The sequence below is a fragment of the Samsonia erythrinae genome, from assembly GCF_004342665.1.
GTDB lineage: Bacteria > Pseudomonadota > Gammaproteobacteria > Enterobacterales > Enterobacteriaceae > Samsonia > Samsonia erythrinae.
In genome coordinates this window covers 1-14,827 of the sequence record NZ_SMBY01000006.1, presented here as the reverse complement: position 1 = coordinate 14,827, position 14,827 = coordinate 1, and the positions used below count along the sequence as shown (strand labels likewise).

Genomic DNA, 14,827 nt, shown 5'->3' with positions numbered 1-14,827 from the left:
GAAAAGGGCGCAGATGAGTCTGACGTGGCACGACTGGGATGTGACAGACCTTAACGTGAATTCACTGTATGACATTCTGATGTTGCGCAATCAGGTATTCGTGGTCGAGCAAACCTGTCCCTATCTGGATATTGACGGCCGCGATCTGGTGGAAGGCAATCGTCATATTACGGCGTACCGTGACGGCAAGCTGGCGGCGTGCGCCCGATTGCTCGCGCCCCATCCGAACAATGATGTGGTGACGATTGGGCGCGTGATTGTCGCGCCGCATACCCGCGGACAACATCTGGGGCATCAACTGATGGAGCAGGTGATGATTGCGTGCGCGCGCCACTGGCCGCAAACGTCTCTTTTCCTGTCCGCGCAGGCGCATCTGCAATCGTTCTACGGCGCATTTGGTTTTGTGGCGACCGGTGAGGTGTACGATGAAGACGGCATCCCGCATATTGATATGCGGTCGGCGTTTTAGGCCCATCGTTTCCGTCAGACGGTGGAAACATTGTAAAAGGATCAAGGGGTGGGAAGCGGTGGGCCGTTTTGCCTAAGAAAACGTGCCCACGGAATGATGGCTACTCTTCATCTTCCGCCAGAAACAGCTCCAGCAGGGAATTCAGGAACAGTTTACCGTGCTCGGTGATTTGCCAGTGGGTGGCCGTTTCCGTCAGATAGCCTTGCGCCAGCGCCTGATCCAACTGCGGGCGGATGCTAGGTTCCTCTAAACCGGTATAGGCCGTGAAATCCGCGCGCGGGGCGGCTTCCAGCAGGCGAAAGCGGTTCATAAAAAATTCAAAAGGCCGATCGTCGTTGGCGACGTCGTGCTGTTTATCCAGATACCTGCCTTCCATGTAGCCACGCGGATGACGGACTTTCACCGTGCGCAGAATGCGTCCGTCGCTGAAGGTCAGCTTGCCGTGCGCGCCACAGCCAATCCCCATATAGTCGCCGAAGCGCCAGTAGTTCAGGTTGTGCTGGCACGAGTAGCCCGGTTTGGCATAGGCGGAAGTTTCGTATTGCTGGTAGCCGGCGGCGCTCAGCAGCGCGTGACCCTGCTCGTAGATGTCCCACAGCGCGTCGTCGTCCGGCAGTGTCGGCGGGCGAGAGCTAAACAGCGTATTGGGTTCGATGGTCAACTGATACCAGGACAGGTGCGGCGGGTTAAGCGCAATCGCCTGACGCAGGTCGTCTAATGCTTCATCCAGCGATTGGTCCGGCAGGCCATGCATCAGATCTAAATTAAAGCTACGTAATCCCAGACCGGCAGCCAACTGCGCCGCGCGTCTGGCTTCGTCCGGGCCGTGGATACGCCCCAGACGCGTCAGTTTTTGCGGATCGAAACTCTGAACGCCAATGGAGATCCGATTAATCCCCGCGCGTTGATAGCCGCTGAAGCGGTCGGCTTCAACCGTACCGGGATTGGCTTCCATCGTGATTTCGGCGTTCGCTGTTAGCGGGATCCTTGCCCGAACGCCGTCGAGCAGCGTTTGCATCGCCTGCGCGCTCAGCAGACTGGGGGTGCCGCCGCCGATAAAAATCGAGTGCAGTTCACGACCGCCCGTCAACGGTAAATCGGCATCCAGATCCGCCAGAAGATGGTCGACGTATTCCTGATGCGGCACCTCGCCTTTCAGCGCGTGAGAGTTGAAGTCGCAATAGGGGCATTTTTGTACGCACCACGGAATATGGATGTAAAGGCTGAGCGGCGGAAGCTTAAGCATTACGCAGCGCATCCAGCAGTAAACGCAGCGCCTGACCGCGATGAGATCGCGCGTTCTTCTCTTCGCGCGTCAATTCTGCTGCCGTTTTACCCAGTTCAGGCACGAAAAAGATGGGATCATAACCGAAGCCGCCGCTGCCTGCCGCGTCATGCGCCAGCACGCCTTGCCAGCATCCGTGGCAGACGATCGGCGTGGGATCTTCCGCATGACGCAGATAAACCAGCACGCAGTGGAAGCTGGCGCGACGTTGCTCATCCGGTACGTCTTTGACGGTCAGCAGCAGCTTATCCAGATTTTGCTGGTCGCTGGCTTCAGCACCTGCGTAGCGTGCCGAGTAAATGCCCGGCGCGCCGCCTAATGCATCGACAGCCAACCCGGAATCATCGGCGATGGTCGGTAATCCGGTTATTTGCGCCGCATGACGTGCTTTCAGGATGGCATTTTCAATGAAGGTCAGGCCGGTTTCCTCTGCGGAATCGACGCCCAGTTCGGTTTGGGCGACAATATCCAGCCCAAAGTCGGCCAGCAGGCTGGCGAGTTCGCGCACTTTACCGAGGTTTCCGGTAGCCAAAACCACTTTTTGCATCGTTCTTGTCCTGCGTCTATTCAATGAGCTCCGCGACCGCGGTCGGGATATGTTGCGGCTGGGTAATTCTAATCTGTTTATGTCGTCCGAGTTCGCCTTTTTCAATCACGACCAGACTCTTGGCGACGCGAAACTGTTTGGCGAGGAATTTGGTCAGATGGGCGTTGGCCTGCCCATCGACCGGTGGCGCGGTGATAGCGATTTTCAGTTCGTCGCCATGCAACCCCACAATCTGATCCCGGCTGGCTTTCGGCTGAATGTACAGCCGGATCACCAGCGCATCGCCGTGGCGGGTGACCGCGCTCACAGCAGGAACCACAGTCCCGGGAACAGATCCATCCCCAGATAATTGAGCATATATAAGATCAAAATGACGGCCATCGCGGAGAAATCAATGCCGCCCATGACCGGAATAATGCGACGCAGCGGCGCCATCAGCGGTTCGGTGAGCTGATGCAACAGGTATTCGATAGGGCTACGACCCTGACTGACCCAGCTCATGATGGAACGAATAATTACCACCCAGAACACCAGATAACCGGCGGATTTTATCAGCGAAATCAACCCAACCAGCAGGTTCATCGTGCTAAGAGAGATGGCGCCGACCTGAATCAATAACAGCAGAGGGTATTTGAGCGTCGTGAGTATAAAAGCCAACAGCAGCGAAGCGCTGTCAATCGGCCCTAACGACGGCAGAATACGGCGCAGCGGCCCGACAATCGGCTGGGTGATTTTGACGACAAACTGCGATAGTGGATTATAGAAATCGCTGCGTGACCACTGCATCCAGATGCGCAACAGCAGAACCATTACATAGAGGTCAACCAGCGTTTTGACCAGAAAAGTCAGGGTGAGCATAAATATGTCTTTTCCTTATAAGATAAAAAATCAGGGATACCGTCTGGGCTTAAAAAAGCGTTTCCATTTCCTGTGCACGAGCAATCGCGGCCTGCATCGCCTCGGCCACGGTTTGCGTTAGCTGGCGTTCGTGAAATACCCGCAGCGCTTCTGCCGTAGTGCCGCCTTTAGAGGTGACATTCTCCCGCAGCGTTGACAGCGGCGTATCGGGATTGGCCTCCACCAGCGCGCTCGCGCCCGATGCGGCCTGTTGCACCAGCAGACGGGCCGTTTCTCGATCGAAACCCTGACGGATGGCTTCCTGCTCCATGGCTTCCATAAACAGGAAGAAATAGGCCGGCGCACTGCCCGCCGCCGCGATCACGCCGTTGATGGCTTGTTCGCTCTCTACCCAGCAAATTTTACCGACGCTCTGCATCAGCCGTGCGCTGAAGTCCTGGTCGGCCTGACTGACCGACGCCGGCGCATACATTCCGCTCATGCCTTTGCCGACCAGCGACGGCGTATTGGGCATGATGCGGATAATATTCAGCGGTTCGCCCAGCAGCGCCTGAAAACGGGCGATACTGACTCCCGCCGCAATCGACAGCACCAGTTTGCCTGCGAAATTAACCTGCTCGCGCAGCGGCTCGCACACCGACGCCATCATCTGCGGTTTGACGGCCAGCACAATGACGTCCGCGCCCTGAGCGCCGCGTACATTGTCCGCACAACTGATAACGCCATATTTTGCCGCCAGCGCATCGCGGTTCTTACCCGAAGGCGCGCAGACGCTGATGTGCTGAGCGGGGTAACCGCCGTTGACCAATCCGGCGATAATGGCCTGCGCCATGTTGCCGGCGCCAATAAACGCTATTTTACGTTGCTGCATCTGCATTCTCGTTGCTCACCTGTTTGTCAAAACTGACGTGCCTTTGCGGTTTATGCGCGCTGACTGTTTATGCACTTCGGGCTGAATAGTCCCGCGCGCCAAAGATGGCCGTACCAATACGCACCAGCGTGCTGCCGGCGGTAATCGCGGCACGCATGTCGTCCGTCATCCCCATCGAGAGTGTATCAATCTGCGGATAATTGACGGACAACGTTTGAAACAGCAGCGCCATTTGTTTGAAAACCGCAAGCTGCTGCTCATAATCGGTTTCCGGCGCGGGGATCGCCATCAGGCCGCGCAGGCGCAGATTGGGCAGCGTGGCGACGCTGGCGGCGAGTTCGGCTAATTCATCAACCCTAATGCCGGATTTGCTCGGTTCGTTGCTGATATTAATCTGCAACAGCACATTCAGCGGCGGCAAGTTAACCGGGCGCTGTTCACTCAGACGCTGTGCGATGCGCAGACGATCGACGGTATGAAACCAGTCAAAATTTTCGGCCACCAGTCGGCTTTTATTTGACTGTAACGGGCCAATAAAGTGCCACGACAGCGGGATTTCCGCATGGCGCTCACGAAAATAATGAATTTTCTCCACGCCTTCCTGAACGTAATTTTCGCCAAACGCGCGCTGGCCCGCCGCAATGGCTTCTTCGATCGCGCTCACGGGTTTGGTTTTACTGACTGCAAGTAGCGTAATGTCTTCTGGCGCCCGTGCGCAGTGCGCGGCGGCGGTGGCGATTTGCTGCCGGATATCCTGTAGATTCTGCTGGATTGTCGTCATGGTGATTCAGGCGGTTGATCTATGGAGTTAGATGAGTGGATAGCACGTAGTGTAAAACATAATGCATCGGATCTGCACCTCTGTAGCGGGCATCCTCCGGTATTACGGGCGGATGGGAGGCTACAGCCTGAAAACACCTTACCACATTTAACCCCCGAACAGGTGGCGCAATGGTGCGATAACTGGCTCACACCGGCTCAGAGCGCGCAGCTACAGCGGGACGGGCAGGTGGACGGCGCATTAATGCTGCCCGGCGGGCAACGGCTACGGGCGAATGTTTTTCGCCAACGGGAAGGGCTATCCGCGGCGCTGCGTATTATCCCTTCCGTTCAGCCTTCGCTGGAGGAGATGCATGCGCCTGCGATTTTATCGACGCTGCTGGAAAAATCGAACGGGCTGATCCTGATTACCGGCGCGACGGGCAGCGGTAAATCCACGACGCTGGCGGCGATGGTGGGGGCGCTGAACGACAGCCGCGATCGTCACATCATTACGCTGGAGGATCCGATCGAGTTTATTCATGTCAGTCGACGCAGCCTGATTCAGCAGCGAGAAATGGGATCGCACTGCGCGTCTTTTGCTCAGGCGTTACGCGCGGCGCTGAGAGAAGATCCCGACGTGATTCTGCTGGGGGAATTGCGCGATACCGAGACGATTCGGCTGGCGCTGACGGCGGCGGAAACCGGCCATCTGGTGTTATCGACGCTACATACGCGCACGGCGTCGCAGGCGGTCGAACGTCTGATTGACGTTTTTCCCGGTGAGGAAAAAGCCTATGTTCGCAGCCAACTGGCAACCTGTTTACAGGCCGTGGTGACGCAAACACTGTTACCCGCCGCACAAGGCGGTCGCATTGCGATCTATGAAGTGCTGACGGCGACGACGGCGGTGACTAACCTGATCCGGGAAGGGAAAACGCATCAGTTGCCCGGATTGATTCAGACGGGCGCCGCGGCGGGGATGCAAACGTTCGAGCAAAACTATCAGCAGCGCCGCAGGGACGGACTGATTTCACACCGTTGTGTCCTGGCCGTTTAGCGGAATACTTTTTTCATCAGGACCCGGTGTTTTTTAAACGGCGCAAATCTTTTCGTTTTTAAGCGAATTGCGGCGATTCGCGTAAAATCTTACCGGGATAATATTGTTATTACGTTATAAAATGGTTCAGTGTCCTCAGAAGTCAGTCGCGCTACCTCGCGCTTTATTTCGTATGGAGACGAAACGATTGAGCGATGACAGCATGACGTCCTCGCAGCGATAGCGGCGTTATGTTTCGTGAGGTAAAAAAGCTAGCCGGTATCATATCGTTCTGGCAGGACGGGACGGTAACCTTCCGCCTCTTGCAACATGTGGGGATAAATCATTAGCCGTAGCGTTTACGGCTGGTTTATTATCTGCTAATCACGTTGGTTTTCAGCGGCGTATTTATCACACCAGTCAATGATACCCAGAGGTATCGAGGTTTATGTGCAGTTAACAAGTTTCACGGATTATGGTTTGCGGGCGTTGATCTACATGGCGTCACTGCCGGACGGGAAAATGACCAGCATTTCGGAGGTCACTGAAGTATATGGCGTGTCCCGTAATCATATGGTCAAAATTATCAATCAACTTAGTCGTGCCGGCTTGGTGATGGCCGTGCGCGGTAAGAATGGCGGCATCCGCCTTGGAAAGCCGGCAGAGACCATTCGAATCGGTGATGTCGTGCGCGAGCTGGAGCCGCTCACGTTGGTTAACTGTAGCGGCGAGTTTTGCCACATTACACCCGCCTGCCGACTGAAGCAGGTGCTGCACCAAGCGGTGCAGAATTTTTTGCATGAGTTGGATCAATACACGTTGGCTGATATGGTCAAAGAAAACCCGCCACTCTATAAATTGTTGTTGGTTGAATGAATTCAATTCAGCCTCCTGCTGATGACAACGGAGGAACCGCAATGTCACAAGATCCGTTTCTGGAACGAGAAGCAGAAAAATACGCATCCCCCATTCCCAGCCGTGAATATATTCTGGCGCACCTCGCCAAACGCGCTACCCCTATTGGCCGTGAAGAATTAGCCGCCGACCTGAAATTATCCGGTGAAGAAGCGCTTGAAGCGCTGCGTCGCCGTCTGCGTGCGATGGAGCGAGATGGTCAACTGATTTTCACCCGCCGCCAATGTTATGCCCTACCGGAAAAACTCGACCTGCTGCGTGGTACCGTTATCGGCCACCGTGATGGCTACGGTTTTCTGCGCGTTGAGGGTCGTAAAGATGATTTGTACCTGTCGGCTGAGGAGATGAAACGTGCGATCCACGGTGATGTGGTGCTGGCGCAGCCGTTGGGCGCTGACCGCAAAGGGCGTCGTGAAGGTCGTATCGTGCGCGTGCTGGAGCCGAGAACCGGGCAAATCGTTGGCCGTTATTTTGTCGATGCCGGCGTTGGGTTTGTGGTGCCGGACGATAGCCGCCTGAGTTTTGATATTCTGATTCCGAAAGAAGAGATTAACGGCGCTCGCATGGGCTTCGTGGTGGTGGTTGAGCTGACGCAGCGTGCTACGCGTCGCACGAAAGCGATTGGTAAGATCGTCGAGATCCTCGGTGACAATATGGGCACCGGGCTGGCGGTGGATATCGCCCTGCGCACGCATGATATTCCGCACACCTGGCCACCTAAAGTGGAAGAGCAGGTCGCCGATCTCGCGGAAGAGGTGCCGGAAGCGGCGAAAAAAGGCCGCGTGGATTTACGCAAGCTGCCATTGGTCACGATTGACGGCGAAGATGCCCGCGATTTTGATGACGCCGTGTACTGTGAGAAAAAACGCGGCGGCGGCTGGCGACTGTGGGTGGCTATCGCGGACGTGAGCCATTACGTCCGCCCGAACACGCCGCTCGACCATGAAGCGCGCGCGCGCGGCACCTCGGTGTACTTTCCGTCGCAAGTGGTGCCGATGCTGCCGGAAGTGTTGTCAAACGGGCTCTGTTCACTCAATCCACAGGTCGATCGCCTGTGTATGGTCTGTGAAATGACCGTTTCGGCGCAGGGCAAGCTGTCGTCCTACAAATTTTATGAAGCGGTAATGAGTTCACACGCGCGCCTCACCTACACCAAAGTGTGGAACATCCTGCAGGGCGACGTTGAGCTGCGTGAGCATTATCAGCCGCTGGTTGGTGGGCTGGAAGAACTGCACCACATGTATAAAGCGTTGGAGCACGCGCGCGAAGAGCGCGGCGGTATCGCGTTTGAAACCGAAGAGGCGAAGTTTATTTTCAACGCCGAGCGACGCATTGAGCGTGTTGAAGCGGTGGTACGTAATGATGCGCACAAACTGATCGAAGAGTGCATGATTCTGGCGAATATCTCCGCTGCGAAATTTGTGGAGAAAAACCAGGAGCCGGCGCTGTTCCGCGTACATGATCAACCCAGTGAAGATCACGTCCTGGCGCTGCGCAGCGTGTTGGGTGAACTGGGATTGACCCTGAAAGGGGGAATGAAGCCGCAGCCGAAAGACTATGCGGCGTTAATGAATGACGTCGCCGATCGGCCCGACCGCGACATGTTGCAAACCATGCTGCTGCGTTCGATGAAGCAGGCCATTTATGATCCGGAAAATCGCGGTCACTTTGGTCTGGCGTTGACGTCTTATGCTCACTTTACGTCGCCGATTCGTCGCTACCCGGATTTGTCGCTGCATCGCGCAATCAAATATCTGCTGAGTGACCGTCAGGCGCGCTGGACGCCAACGGGCGGCTGGCACAGCGATATGAACGAAATGCTGCAACTGGGTATGCACTGTTCAATGACGGAGCGGCGTGCGGATGAAGCGACGCGCGACGTAGCCGACTGGCTGAAATGCGACTTCATGCAGGACCACGTAGGGGAAGTGTTTACGGGGATCATCTCCAGTGTGACCGGCTTCGGTTTCTTCGTGCGTCTTAACGATCTGTTTATCGACGGTCTGGTACACGTCTCCACGCTGGATAACGACTATTATCGCTACGATAATATTGGCCAGCGCCTGATCGGCGAATCGCGCGGACAGGTGTATCGTCTGGGTGATGAAGTGGAAATCCGTGTTGAAGCGGTGCATATGGATGAACGCAACATCGATTTTGCACTGGTTTCCAGCACGCGTAAGGTACGCGGCGAAGGTAAAACGGCGCGCGATCGCGCGAAGAGACCGGAAGTGCGCGAGGCCAAGCCAGCCCGCCGTCGCCGTAGCGCCAGCAAAGCGGCGGCAAATTTTGAGCCGGATGCCGCGTTCCGCAAAGAAGGCGATCGCAACGCAAAATCGGATAAGCCAAAAGCCAAGCCGAAAAAGAACCGCGACAAAGCGAAAAAGAACGCGGAAAAAACGCGTAAAATCGCCGCCGCGACTAAAGCGAAACGCGCAAAGAAAAAATCTGAGGGATAAGGGCCGTCCTGGCGTTGCCGCGGCCTGCGTCGCCGTAACGCCACGATGAACCGCTATCTCGCTTTACACTATTTAAAGAGTATCAATGAGCGAAATTATTTACGGTATTCATGCTGTTAAGGCATTGCTTGAACGCGATCCCCAGCGTTTTATGGAAGTCTTTATTCTGAAAGGACGGGATGACCGTCGCCTCCAACCTGTTATTGCCGATCTGGAAGCGCAAGGCATCGTGATTCAGGTGGCGAACCGTCAGTGGCTGGATAAGCAGGTCGATGGTGCGGTGCATCAGGGGATTGTGGCAAAAGTCAAAGAAGGGCGTAGGTATCAGGAAAACGATCTGCCCACGCTGTTAGACAATCTGGAAACGCCTTTCCTGCTGATCCTGGACGGCGTGACGGACCCGCATAATCTGGGCGCCTGCCTGCGTAATGCCGATGCGGCGGGCGTGCATGCGGTAATTGTGCCGCGCGATCGTTCCGCGCAGTTGAATGCCACGGTGAAAAAAGTGGCCTGTGGCGCGGCGGAAACCGTGCCGCTTATCAGCGTGACCAATCTGGCCCGTACCCTGCGTTTATTGCAGGAACGTAATATCTGGATCGTCGGCACGGCAGGAGAAGCGGATCATACCCTTTATCAAAGCAAACTGACGGGGCCACTGGCGCTGGTGATGGGCGCGGAAGGGGAAGGGATGCGTCGCCTGACCCGAGAGCACTGTGATGAATTGATCAGCATCCCGATGGCGGGCAGCGTGTCGTCGCTGAATGTGTCTGTGGCGACCGGCGTGTGTTTGTTTGAAGCCGTTCGTCAGCGAAGCTGACGAACCCTATGATAAAGAGGAACCTATGCCAATACTGAGTGCTTTGTTAGCTTTCGCGTCCTATTTCTTTATCGGGTTTGCCCTAGTGCTGGCCTTTCTGTTTATTTATACGCGCGTGACGCCGCATGATGAATGGGCGCTGATTAAAGAAAACAACAGTACGGCGGCAATTGGGTTTGGCGGCGCGTTAGTGGGTTATGTGATCCCGCTTTCCAGTGCGGCCATCAATTCAGTGGGTTTACTGGATTACCTGACCTGGGGGGCGGTGGCACTGGTGGTGCAACTGGTGATTTATTTCGCTGTGCGCCTGTATATGCCGCGCCTTAGCCAGCATATCCAGAATAACGACATTGCCTCTGGCGTGTTTCTCTGTGCCGCTTCGCTCAGCGGCGGGATTTTGAATGCAGCGTGCATGTCGTATTAATGATGTATTGAGATAACTACCGGGCGACAGCCCGGTTCAGACCCTTGACAACCCCATCATCTTTTATCGAACGGTGATAATGGAATGGAAGAGTAAAGCGTCCGCGCCAGGGATGGCGCGGTTCGAGCTTACAGGGACGTACTTGCAGCGTCTTTACGATCCATCCATTATCGCCGCTTATCGGGCTTTGCCAACAAACTCCTACCGGGTGATAGGCGCGGCTTCTCTGATTGCGGCCCCGTTCTCCTCCGCCATTTTTTCCTTTCAACGATACAGAACGGCGCGTGCGTACCATGTGTCGGTAAACGTCGATTCAGATTTCAATACAATGACATAGTAACGTGCACCGGCATCATCGGCTTTTTGCTGTATGGCGCGATCGGCGTCATCTGCGTTTCCACGTACGCTCACTGAGATGGTGCCCATTCTCGCCAATTGGCTGGTTTGCGCGTAGCTAATTTCCAGCGCGTTATCCGCCGGCGGCGGTGCAGGGGTAGGCGAGCCCTGTATCGCCTGACAGCCGGCTATCATCAATATGAGCGGTAAGAAAAACATCCGTACTCTGTGCATAAGGGAAGTCCGGTCGGGGTGAGATTGGGGGGAGTATAGCGTTATCATCAGGCTCATCGCGAACAAAAATCGTTGAGATCGTATGAGCGCGGTTGATGCAATCCCACTGTCCTCCGGGTGTAAAAGAAAGTCCCATCATCGCGTTATCTCTTATGGCGGTGATTTTTAGTCTTATTCCACATGCGTTAATGGCAATCAGTGAAGAAAAATCAATCATGGAATATCACTATCTATTTTTATCATTGATATTGCGCTATGCCATTTTTGTGGTTTCATTGAACAAGTCATGACGGGCTTGGTTAAACGTGCAGGAGGAAAAACATGGTCGAAATGTCAGTGGATAAAATTCACAATCAGATTGAGGCGATTCACGCGGTGCCTGCGGGGAAAAGCGCCCAGCCCTTACCGACGATTTTTTTCTTCCATGGTTACAGCTCGTCAAAAGAGGTCTATTCCTATTTTGGCTATGCGCTGGCTCAGGCTGGATTCAGAGTGATTCTGCCTGATGCGGCAATGCACGGGGCTCGCTATGACGGTGACGACGCGCGTCGGCTACGTCATTTCTGGGATATTTTGCAAACCAATATCGAAGAGTTCCCCGATTATGTGGCGGAGTATCGGCAGCGCGGTTTGATCGCTGGCGAACGTATCGGCGTTTGCGGCGCGTCGCTTGGTGGAATGAGCGCGCTGGGATGCATGGCGCGTTACCCCTGGATTACAGCGGCGGCGTCGTTTATGGGTTCCGGCTACTTCTCTACGTTGTCGCAAACCTTATTCCCGCCCGTTGCCGGCGATAATGAAGAACATCTGGCGACGCTTCAGGCATTGGCAACCAGACTGGCTGATTATGATATCGCCACGCGTCTGGATGCTTTGTCTGACAGACCGTTGTTTGTCTGGCATGGTGATGCCGATGATGTGGTCCCTGCGAGGGAAAGTGAACGGCTATATTACGCATTACAGGCGCGCCATAAACTGGCAAACCTGACGTATTTAACGGAAGCGGGCGTGACTCACCGCATAACCCCCTTTGCTTTACAGGCCGGCGTGGAATTTTTTACGAGATGCCTCTCTGCAAAACCATCAGTCTGATAATTATGTCGTTGTCACACGGGTGACATAATCCGCATTCGAAAATATGTAATAAAACGAAATTGCGTGAAAATAATCGGGTGATAATGGCTATAAAGCCTTTTAATTAGCATGGTTATTTTCTGTTTTTGAGCGTACTACGCCGATTTTTATTGCCTTAAGTAAAATTTTTTTTGGTATCGCCTTGCATCCCGTTAAGCATGTGCTAAAAATATAAAGTAATTATTATATTTCAGTCGATATATTTTAATATGCTAGGCGTGGAAGGTATTTTATTTGATTGATTCCCAAAAAATAAATTTTGCGCTCTAAGCGCTCGGTCATCATAAATGGTTTCGCCTTTTTATATAAGGGGAGATAGCTTTTCCTTATAGGGTGCGATCCAATTATTCGAGTGACTTTCGTTTAGATTATGTTGTCAGGGCGTGATTATATTTAATTAATGCCTTTTCATGATTTTGTCGTGGACGAAAGGTTTAACTGTCACTTTTTCCAGAGTGACTCGATGGTATGGTGTTTTTTTAAAATCATATCTATATGAATTTTTTATTATGCTGTCGGTTTTGATTTCGCTATTTATTTTAGATTAAAGTAGATTTAGTGATTTATTTTAATTAATTGATTTTGTTGGTTATTGTTTTGTTTCCTGCCGTTGATGTTTTCTCCCCTTTCTGGTGTGGTTTTATTGTTATCATCATTTCTAATGGTTGTTTGTTGTTATCTTCCGGGGAATGGGGGTTTTTCCAAATAGTATCAAAATCATATTCTTTGATTTTTCATGATTTATGTATTGAAAATACTTCATTGGGAGTGAGAGAGAAATGAACAATCCTTCCGTTATTTTGAAAGAAAATAGTGAGAGTTTCTCCGCGAGCGTTTCTTCTGGAGAACTGAATGTACCGCCTTCTTCAATTATAAAATTACAGGTTAGCCGACAAGAAATTGCATCACTATCTCGTGTGGGTAACGATTTGGTTGTGACGACGCATTCCGGTGAAAAACTCGTATTAAAGAATTTTTATTTGGCCGGAGAGCATGGCGACAATGAGTTGGTGCTGCAAGAAGATGATGGTGCGCTTTGGTGGGCGAAGGAACCGACAATCTCATCCTCCTATGAATCCATTTCCAGTATTGATGAACTTATGCTCGGTATTGGTGGAACTGAATCCTCCGGCGCGGGGATATTTCCGTACTTTTTAGCTGGCGCGGCGGGCGTGGCCGGGATTGCTGGCGTTGTCGCTATGTCGTCCGGGAGCGGCGGCAATAGAGATCTGAGTGCAAATGAACCGAACGTCACGGCGCCGGCTGCGCCGACAGTGACGGTCAGTGGCGATGGCCGCAGCGTCAGCGGCACCGCGGAGACGGGCAACATCATTATTCTCACCGACGAGGCGGGTAATGAACTCGGGCGCGTAGCGGTAGGCGAGGATGGCACCTTCAACGTCTCGTTGCCACAGGAACTGACCAACGGTGAGGTCGTCACCGTCGTCGTGACTGATGCAGTGGGTAACCGCAGCGAACCGGTGACGGTGATCGCGCCGGACACCACGCCACCCGCCGAACCGGGTGAGCTGGCGGTAACGGAAGACGGCACATCGGTGAGCGGCACGGCGGAGGCCGGCAGCACGGTGACGGTCACCGATGGGGCTGGTAATGAGCTGGGTCGTGTCACGGTGGGCGAGGATGGCACTTTCAACGTGCCGCTGTCACCGACGCTGACCAACGGTGAGGCGGTCACCGTAGTGGTCACCGATGCAGCGGGCAACGTATCTGAATCGACGACGATAACTGCGCCAGACAGCACGATCCCCGCTGTCCCGGGTGAATTGGCGATCGCGGAAGACGGCACATCGGTGAGCGGCACGGCGGAAGCCGGCAGCACGGTGACGGTCACCGATGGGGCAGGTAATGAACTGGGCAGCGTCACGGTGGGCGAGGACGGCACTTTCAACGTGCCGCTGTCACCGGCGCTGACCAACGGCGAGACGATCACCACGGTGGTGACCGATACCGCGGGCAACGTATCTGAATCGACGACGATAACTGCGCCAGACAGCACGATCCCCGCTGTCCCGGGGGAACTGGCGATTGCGGAAGATGGCACATCGGTGAGCGGCACGGCGGAAGCCGGCAGTACGGTCACGGTGACTGATGCAGCCGGTAATGAACTGGGCAGCGTAACGGTGGGTGAGGATGGTTCCTTCAGCGTGCCGCTGTCGCCGGCGCTGACCAACGGTGAGACGATCACCACGGTGGTGACCGATACCGCGGGCAACGTATCTGAATCGACGACGATAACTGCGCCAGACAGCACGATCCCCGCTGTCCCGGGTGAATTGGCGATCGCGCAAGACGGCACATCGGTGAGCGGCACGGCAGAGGCGGGCAGCACGGTCACGGTCACTGATGGGGCAGGCAATGAGTTGGGCAGCGTGACGGTGGGCGAGGATGGTTCCTTCAGCGTACCGCTGTCGCCGGCGCTGACCAACGGCGAGACGATCACCACGGTGGTGACCGATGCGGCGGGCAACGTGTCTGAATCGACGACGATAACTGCGCCAGACAGCACGATCCCCGCTGTCCCGGGCGAACTGGCGATCGCGCAAGACGGCACATCGGTGAGCGGCACGGCGGAAGCTGGCAGCACGGTGACGGTGACCGATGCAGCCGGTAATGAACTGGGCAGCGTCACGGTGGGCGAGGACGGCACTTTCAACGTGCC

The 14,827-nt window shown here is 54.6% G+C and carries 15 protein-coding genes; 8 read left to right on the top strand and 7 right to left on the bottom strand.

What is annotated here, in order from left to right:
- Positions 1-13 precede the first annotated feature (13 nt).
- Positions 14-469, top strand: a complete 456-nt coding sequence (locus EDC54_RS10860; protein ID WP_132456394.1) for a GNAT family N-acetyltransferase — start codon at positions 14-16, stop codon at positions 467-469.
- A gap of 100 nt (positions 470-569) precedes the next feature.
- On the opposite strand, the gene hemW is transcribed toward EDC54_RS10860, so the two are convergent.
- From hemW to EDC54_RS10830, 6 genes are all read right to left on the bottom strand, one after another.
- Positions 570-1,715: a radical SAM family heme chaperone HemW gene (gene hemW, locus EDC54_RS10855; RefSeq protein ID WP_132456049.1), complete on the bottom strand. Its 1,146-nt coding sequence runs from the start codon at positions 1,713-1,715 to the stop codon at positions 570-572.
- Positions 1,708-2,301 (bottom strand): RdgB/HAM1 family non-canonical purine NTP pyrophosphatase, encoded by a 594-nt coding sequence (gene rdgB / locus EDC54_RS10850; protein ID WP_132456047.1) that lies wholly within the window; start codon positions 2,299-2,301, stop codon positions 1,708-1,710. Before rdgB ends, hemW begins: the two co-directional genes overlap by 8 nt.
- A 16-nt stretch (positions 2,302-2,317) precedes the next feature.
- Complete coding sequence (gene yggU, locus EDC54_RS10845) at positions 2,318-2,608, bottom strand: DUF167 family protein YggU (RefSeq protein ID WP_132456045.1); 291 nt, start codon at positions 2,606-2,608, stop codon at positions 2,318-2,320.
- On the bottom strand, positions 2,605-3,159 hold the full coding sequence (locus EDC54_RS10840) for a YggT family protein (RefSeq protein ID WP_132456043.1): 555 nt from the start codon (positions 3,157-3,159) through the stop codon (positions 2,605-2,607). The genes yggU and EDC54_RS10840 overlap by 4 nt, the downstream gene beginning before the upstream one ends.
- A gap of 49 nt (positions 3,160-3,208) precedes the next feature.
- A complete protein-coding gene (gene proC / locus EDC54_RS10835; protein ID WP_132456041.1) occupies positions 3,209-4,030 on the bottom strand; it encodes a pyrroline-5-carboxylate reductase in 822 nt (273 codons plus the stop codon).
- A gap of 67 nt (positions 4,031-4,097) precedes the next feature.
- Entirely contained in the window at positions 4,098-4,811 is a 714-nt protein-coding gene (locus EDC54_RS10830; RefSeq protein ID WP_132456039.1) for a YggS family pyridoxal phosphate-dependent enzyme, read from the bottom strand.
- 21 nt (positions 4,812-4,832) lie between these two features.
- Here EDC54_RS10830 and EDC54_RS10825 point away from each other — a divergent pair, with 21 nt between their 5' ends.
- From EDC54_RS10825 to EDC54_RS10805, 5 genes are all read left to right on the top strand, one after another.
- Positions 4,833-5,849 (top strand): type IV pilus twitching motility protein PilT, encoded by a 1,017-nt coding sequence (locus tag EDC54_RS10825; protein WP_132456037.1) that lies wholly within the window; start codon positions 4,833-4,835, stop codon positions 5,847-5,849.
- Positions 5,850-6,278: 429 nt separating this feature from the next.
- Positions 6,279-6,704 carry a nitric oxide-sensing transcriptional repressor NsrR gene (nsrR, locus tag EDC54_RS10820; protein ID WP_132456035.1) on the top strand — a complete coding sequence of 142 codons (426 nt, stop codon included), beginning with the start codon at positions 6,279-6,281 and terminating at the stop codon, positions 6,702-6,704.
- 41 nt (positions 6,705-6,745) lie between these two features.
- Positions 6,746-9,202 carry a ribonuclease R gene (gene rnr / locus EDC54_RS10815; RefSeq protein ID WP_132456033.1) on the top strand — a complete coding sequence of 819 codons (2,457 nt, stop codon included), beginning with the start codon at positions 6,746-6,748 and terminating at the stop codon, positions 9,200-9,202.
- Positions 9,203-9,287: 85 nt separating this feature from the next.
- Positions 9,288-10,019 carry a 23S rRNA (guanosine(2251)-2'-O)-methyltransferase RlmB gene (rlmB, locus tag EDC54_RS10810; RefSeq protein WP_132456031.1) on the top strand — a complete coding sequence of 244 codons (732 nt, stop codon included), beginning with the start codon at positions 9,288-9,290 and terminating at the stop codon, positions 10,017-10,019.
- A gap of 25 nt (positions 10,020-10,044) precedes the next feature.
- Entirely contained in the window at positions 10,045-10,443 is a 399-nt protein-coding gene (locus EDC54_RS10805) for a DUF350 domain-containing protein (protein ID WP_132456029.1), read from the top strand.
- Positions 10,444-10,707: 264 nt separating this feature from the next.
- On the opposite strand, the gene bsmA is transcribed toward EDC54_RS10805, so the two are convergent.
- Complete coding sequence (gene bsmA, locus EDC54_RS10800; protein ID WP_132456027.1) at positions 10,708-11,013, bottom strand: biofilm peroxide resistance protein BsmA; 306 nt, start codon at positions 11,011-11,013, stop codon at positions 10,708-10,710.
- A gap of 321 nt (positions 11,014-11,334) precedes the next feature.
- On the opposite strand from bsmA, the gene yjfP reads away from it, so the two are divergent.
- The gene (gene yjfP, locus EDC54_RS10795; protein WP_132456025.1) at positions 11,335-12,105 is read left to right on the top strand and encodes an esterase; all 771 of its coding nucleotides are present in this window, start codon (positions 11,335-11,337) and stop codon (positions 12,103-12,105) included.
- Positions 12,106-12,926: 821 nt separating this feature from the next.
- Positions 12,927-14,827 (top strand): Ig-like domain-containing protein (locus EDC54_RS10790; protein ID WP_132456024.1); only part of this gene is annotated, 1,901 nt, incomplete at its 3' end.

Coding starts and splice junctions, on each gene's coding strand:
- proC (WP_132456041.1), bottom strand. CDS start 4,030: ATGCAGCAACGTAAAATAGCGTTTATTGGCGCCGGCAACATGGCGCAG.
- EDC54_RS10840 (WP_132456043.1), bottom strand. CDS start 3,159: ATGCTCACCCTGACTTTTCTGGTCAAAACGCTGGTTGACCTCTATGTA.
- rlmB (WP_132456031.1), top strand. CDS start 9,288: ATGAGCGAAATTATTTACGGTATTCATGCTGTTAAGGCATTGCTTGAA.
- rnr (WP_132456033.1), top strand. CDS start 6,746: ATGTCACAAGATCCGTTTCTGGAACGAGAAGCAGAAAAATACGCATCC.
- rdgB (WP_132456047.1), bottom strand. CDS start 2,301: ATGCAAAAAGTGGTTTTGGCTACCGGAAACCTCGGTAAAGTGCGCGAA.
- yjfP (WP_132456025.1), top strand. CDS start 11,335: ATGGTCGAAATGTCAGTGGATAAAATTCACAATCAGATTGAGGCGATT.
- EDC54_RS10830 (WP_132456039.1), bottom strand. CDS start 4,811: ATGACGACAATCCAGCAGAATCTACAGGATATCCGGCAGCAAATCGCC.
- EDC54_RS10825 (WP_132456037.1), top strand. CDS start 4,833: ATGGAGTTAGATGAGTGGATAGCACGTAGTGTAAAACATAATGCATCG.
- hemW (WP_132456049.1), bottom strand. CDS start 1,715: ATGCTTAAGCTTCCGCCGCTCAGCCTTTACATCCATATTCCGTGGTGC.
- bsmA (WP_132456027.1), bottom strand. CDS start 11,013: ATGCACAGAGTACGGATGTTTTTCTTACCGCTCATATTGATGATAGCC.
- EDC54_RS10805 (WP_132456029.1), top strand. CDS start 10,045: ATGCCAATACTGAGTGCTTTGTTAGCTTTCGCGTCCTATTTCTTTATC.
- EDC54_RS10860 (WP_132456394.1), top strand. CDS start 14: ATGAGTCTGACGTGGCACGACTGGGATGTGACAGACCTTAACGTGAAT.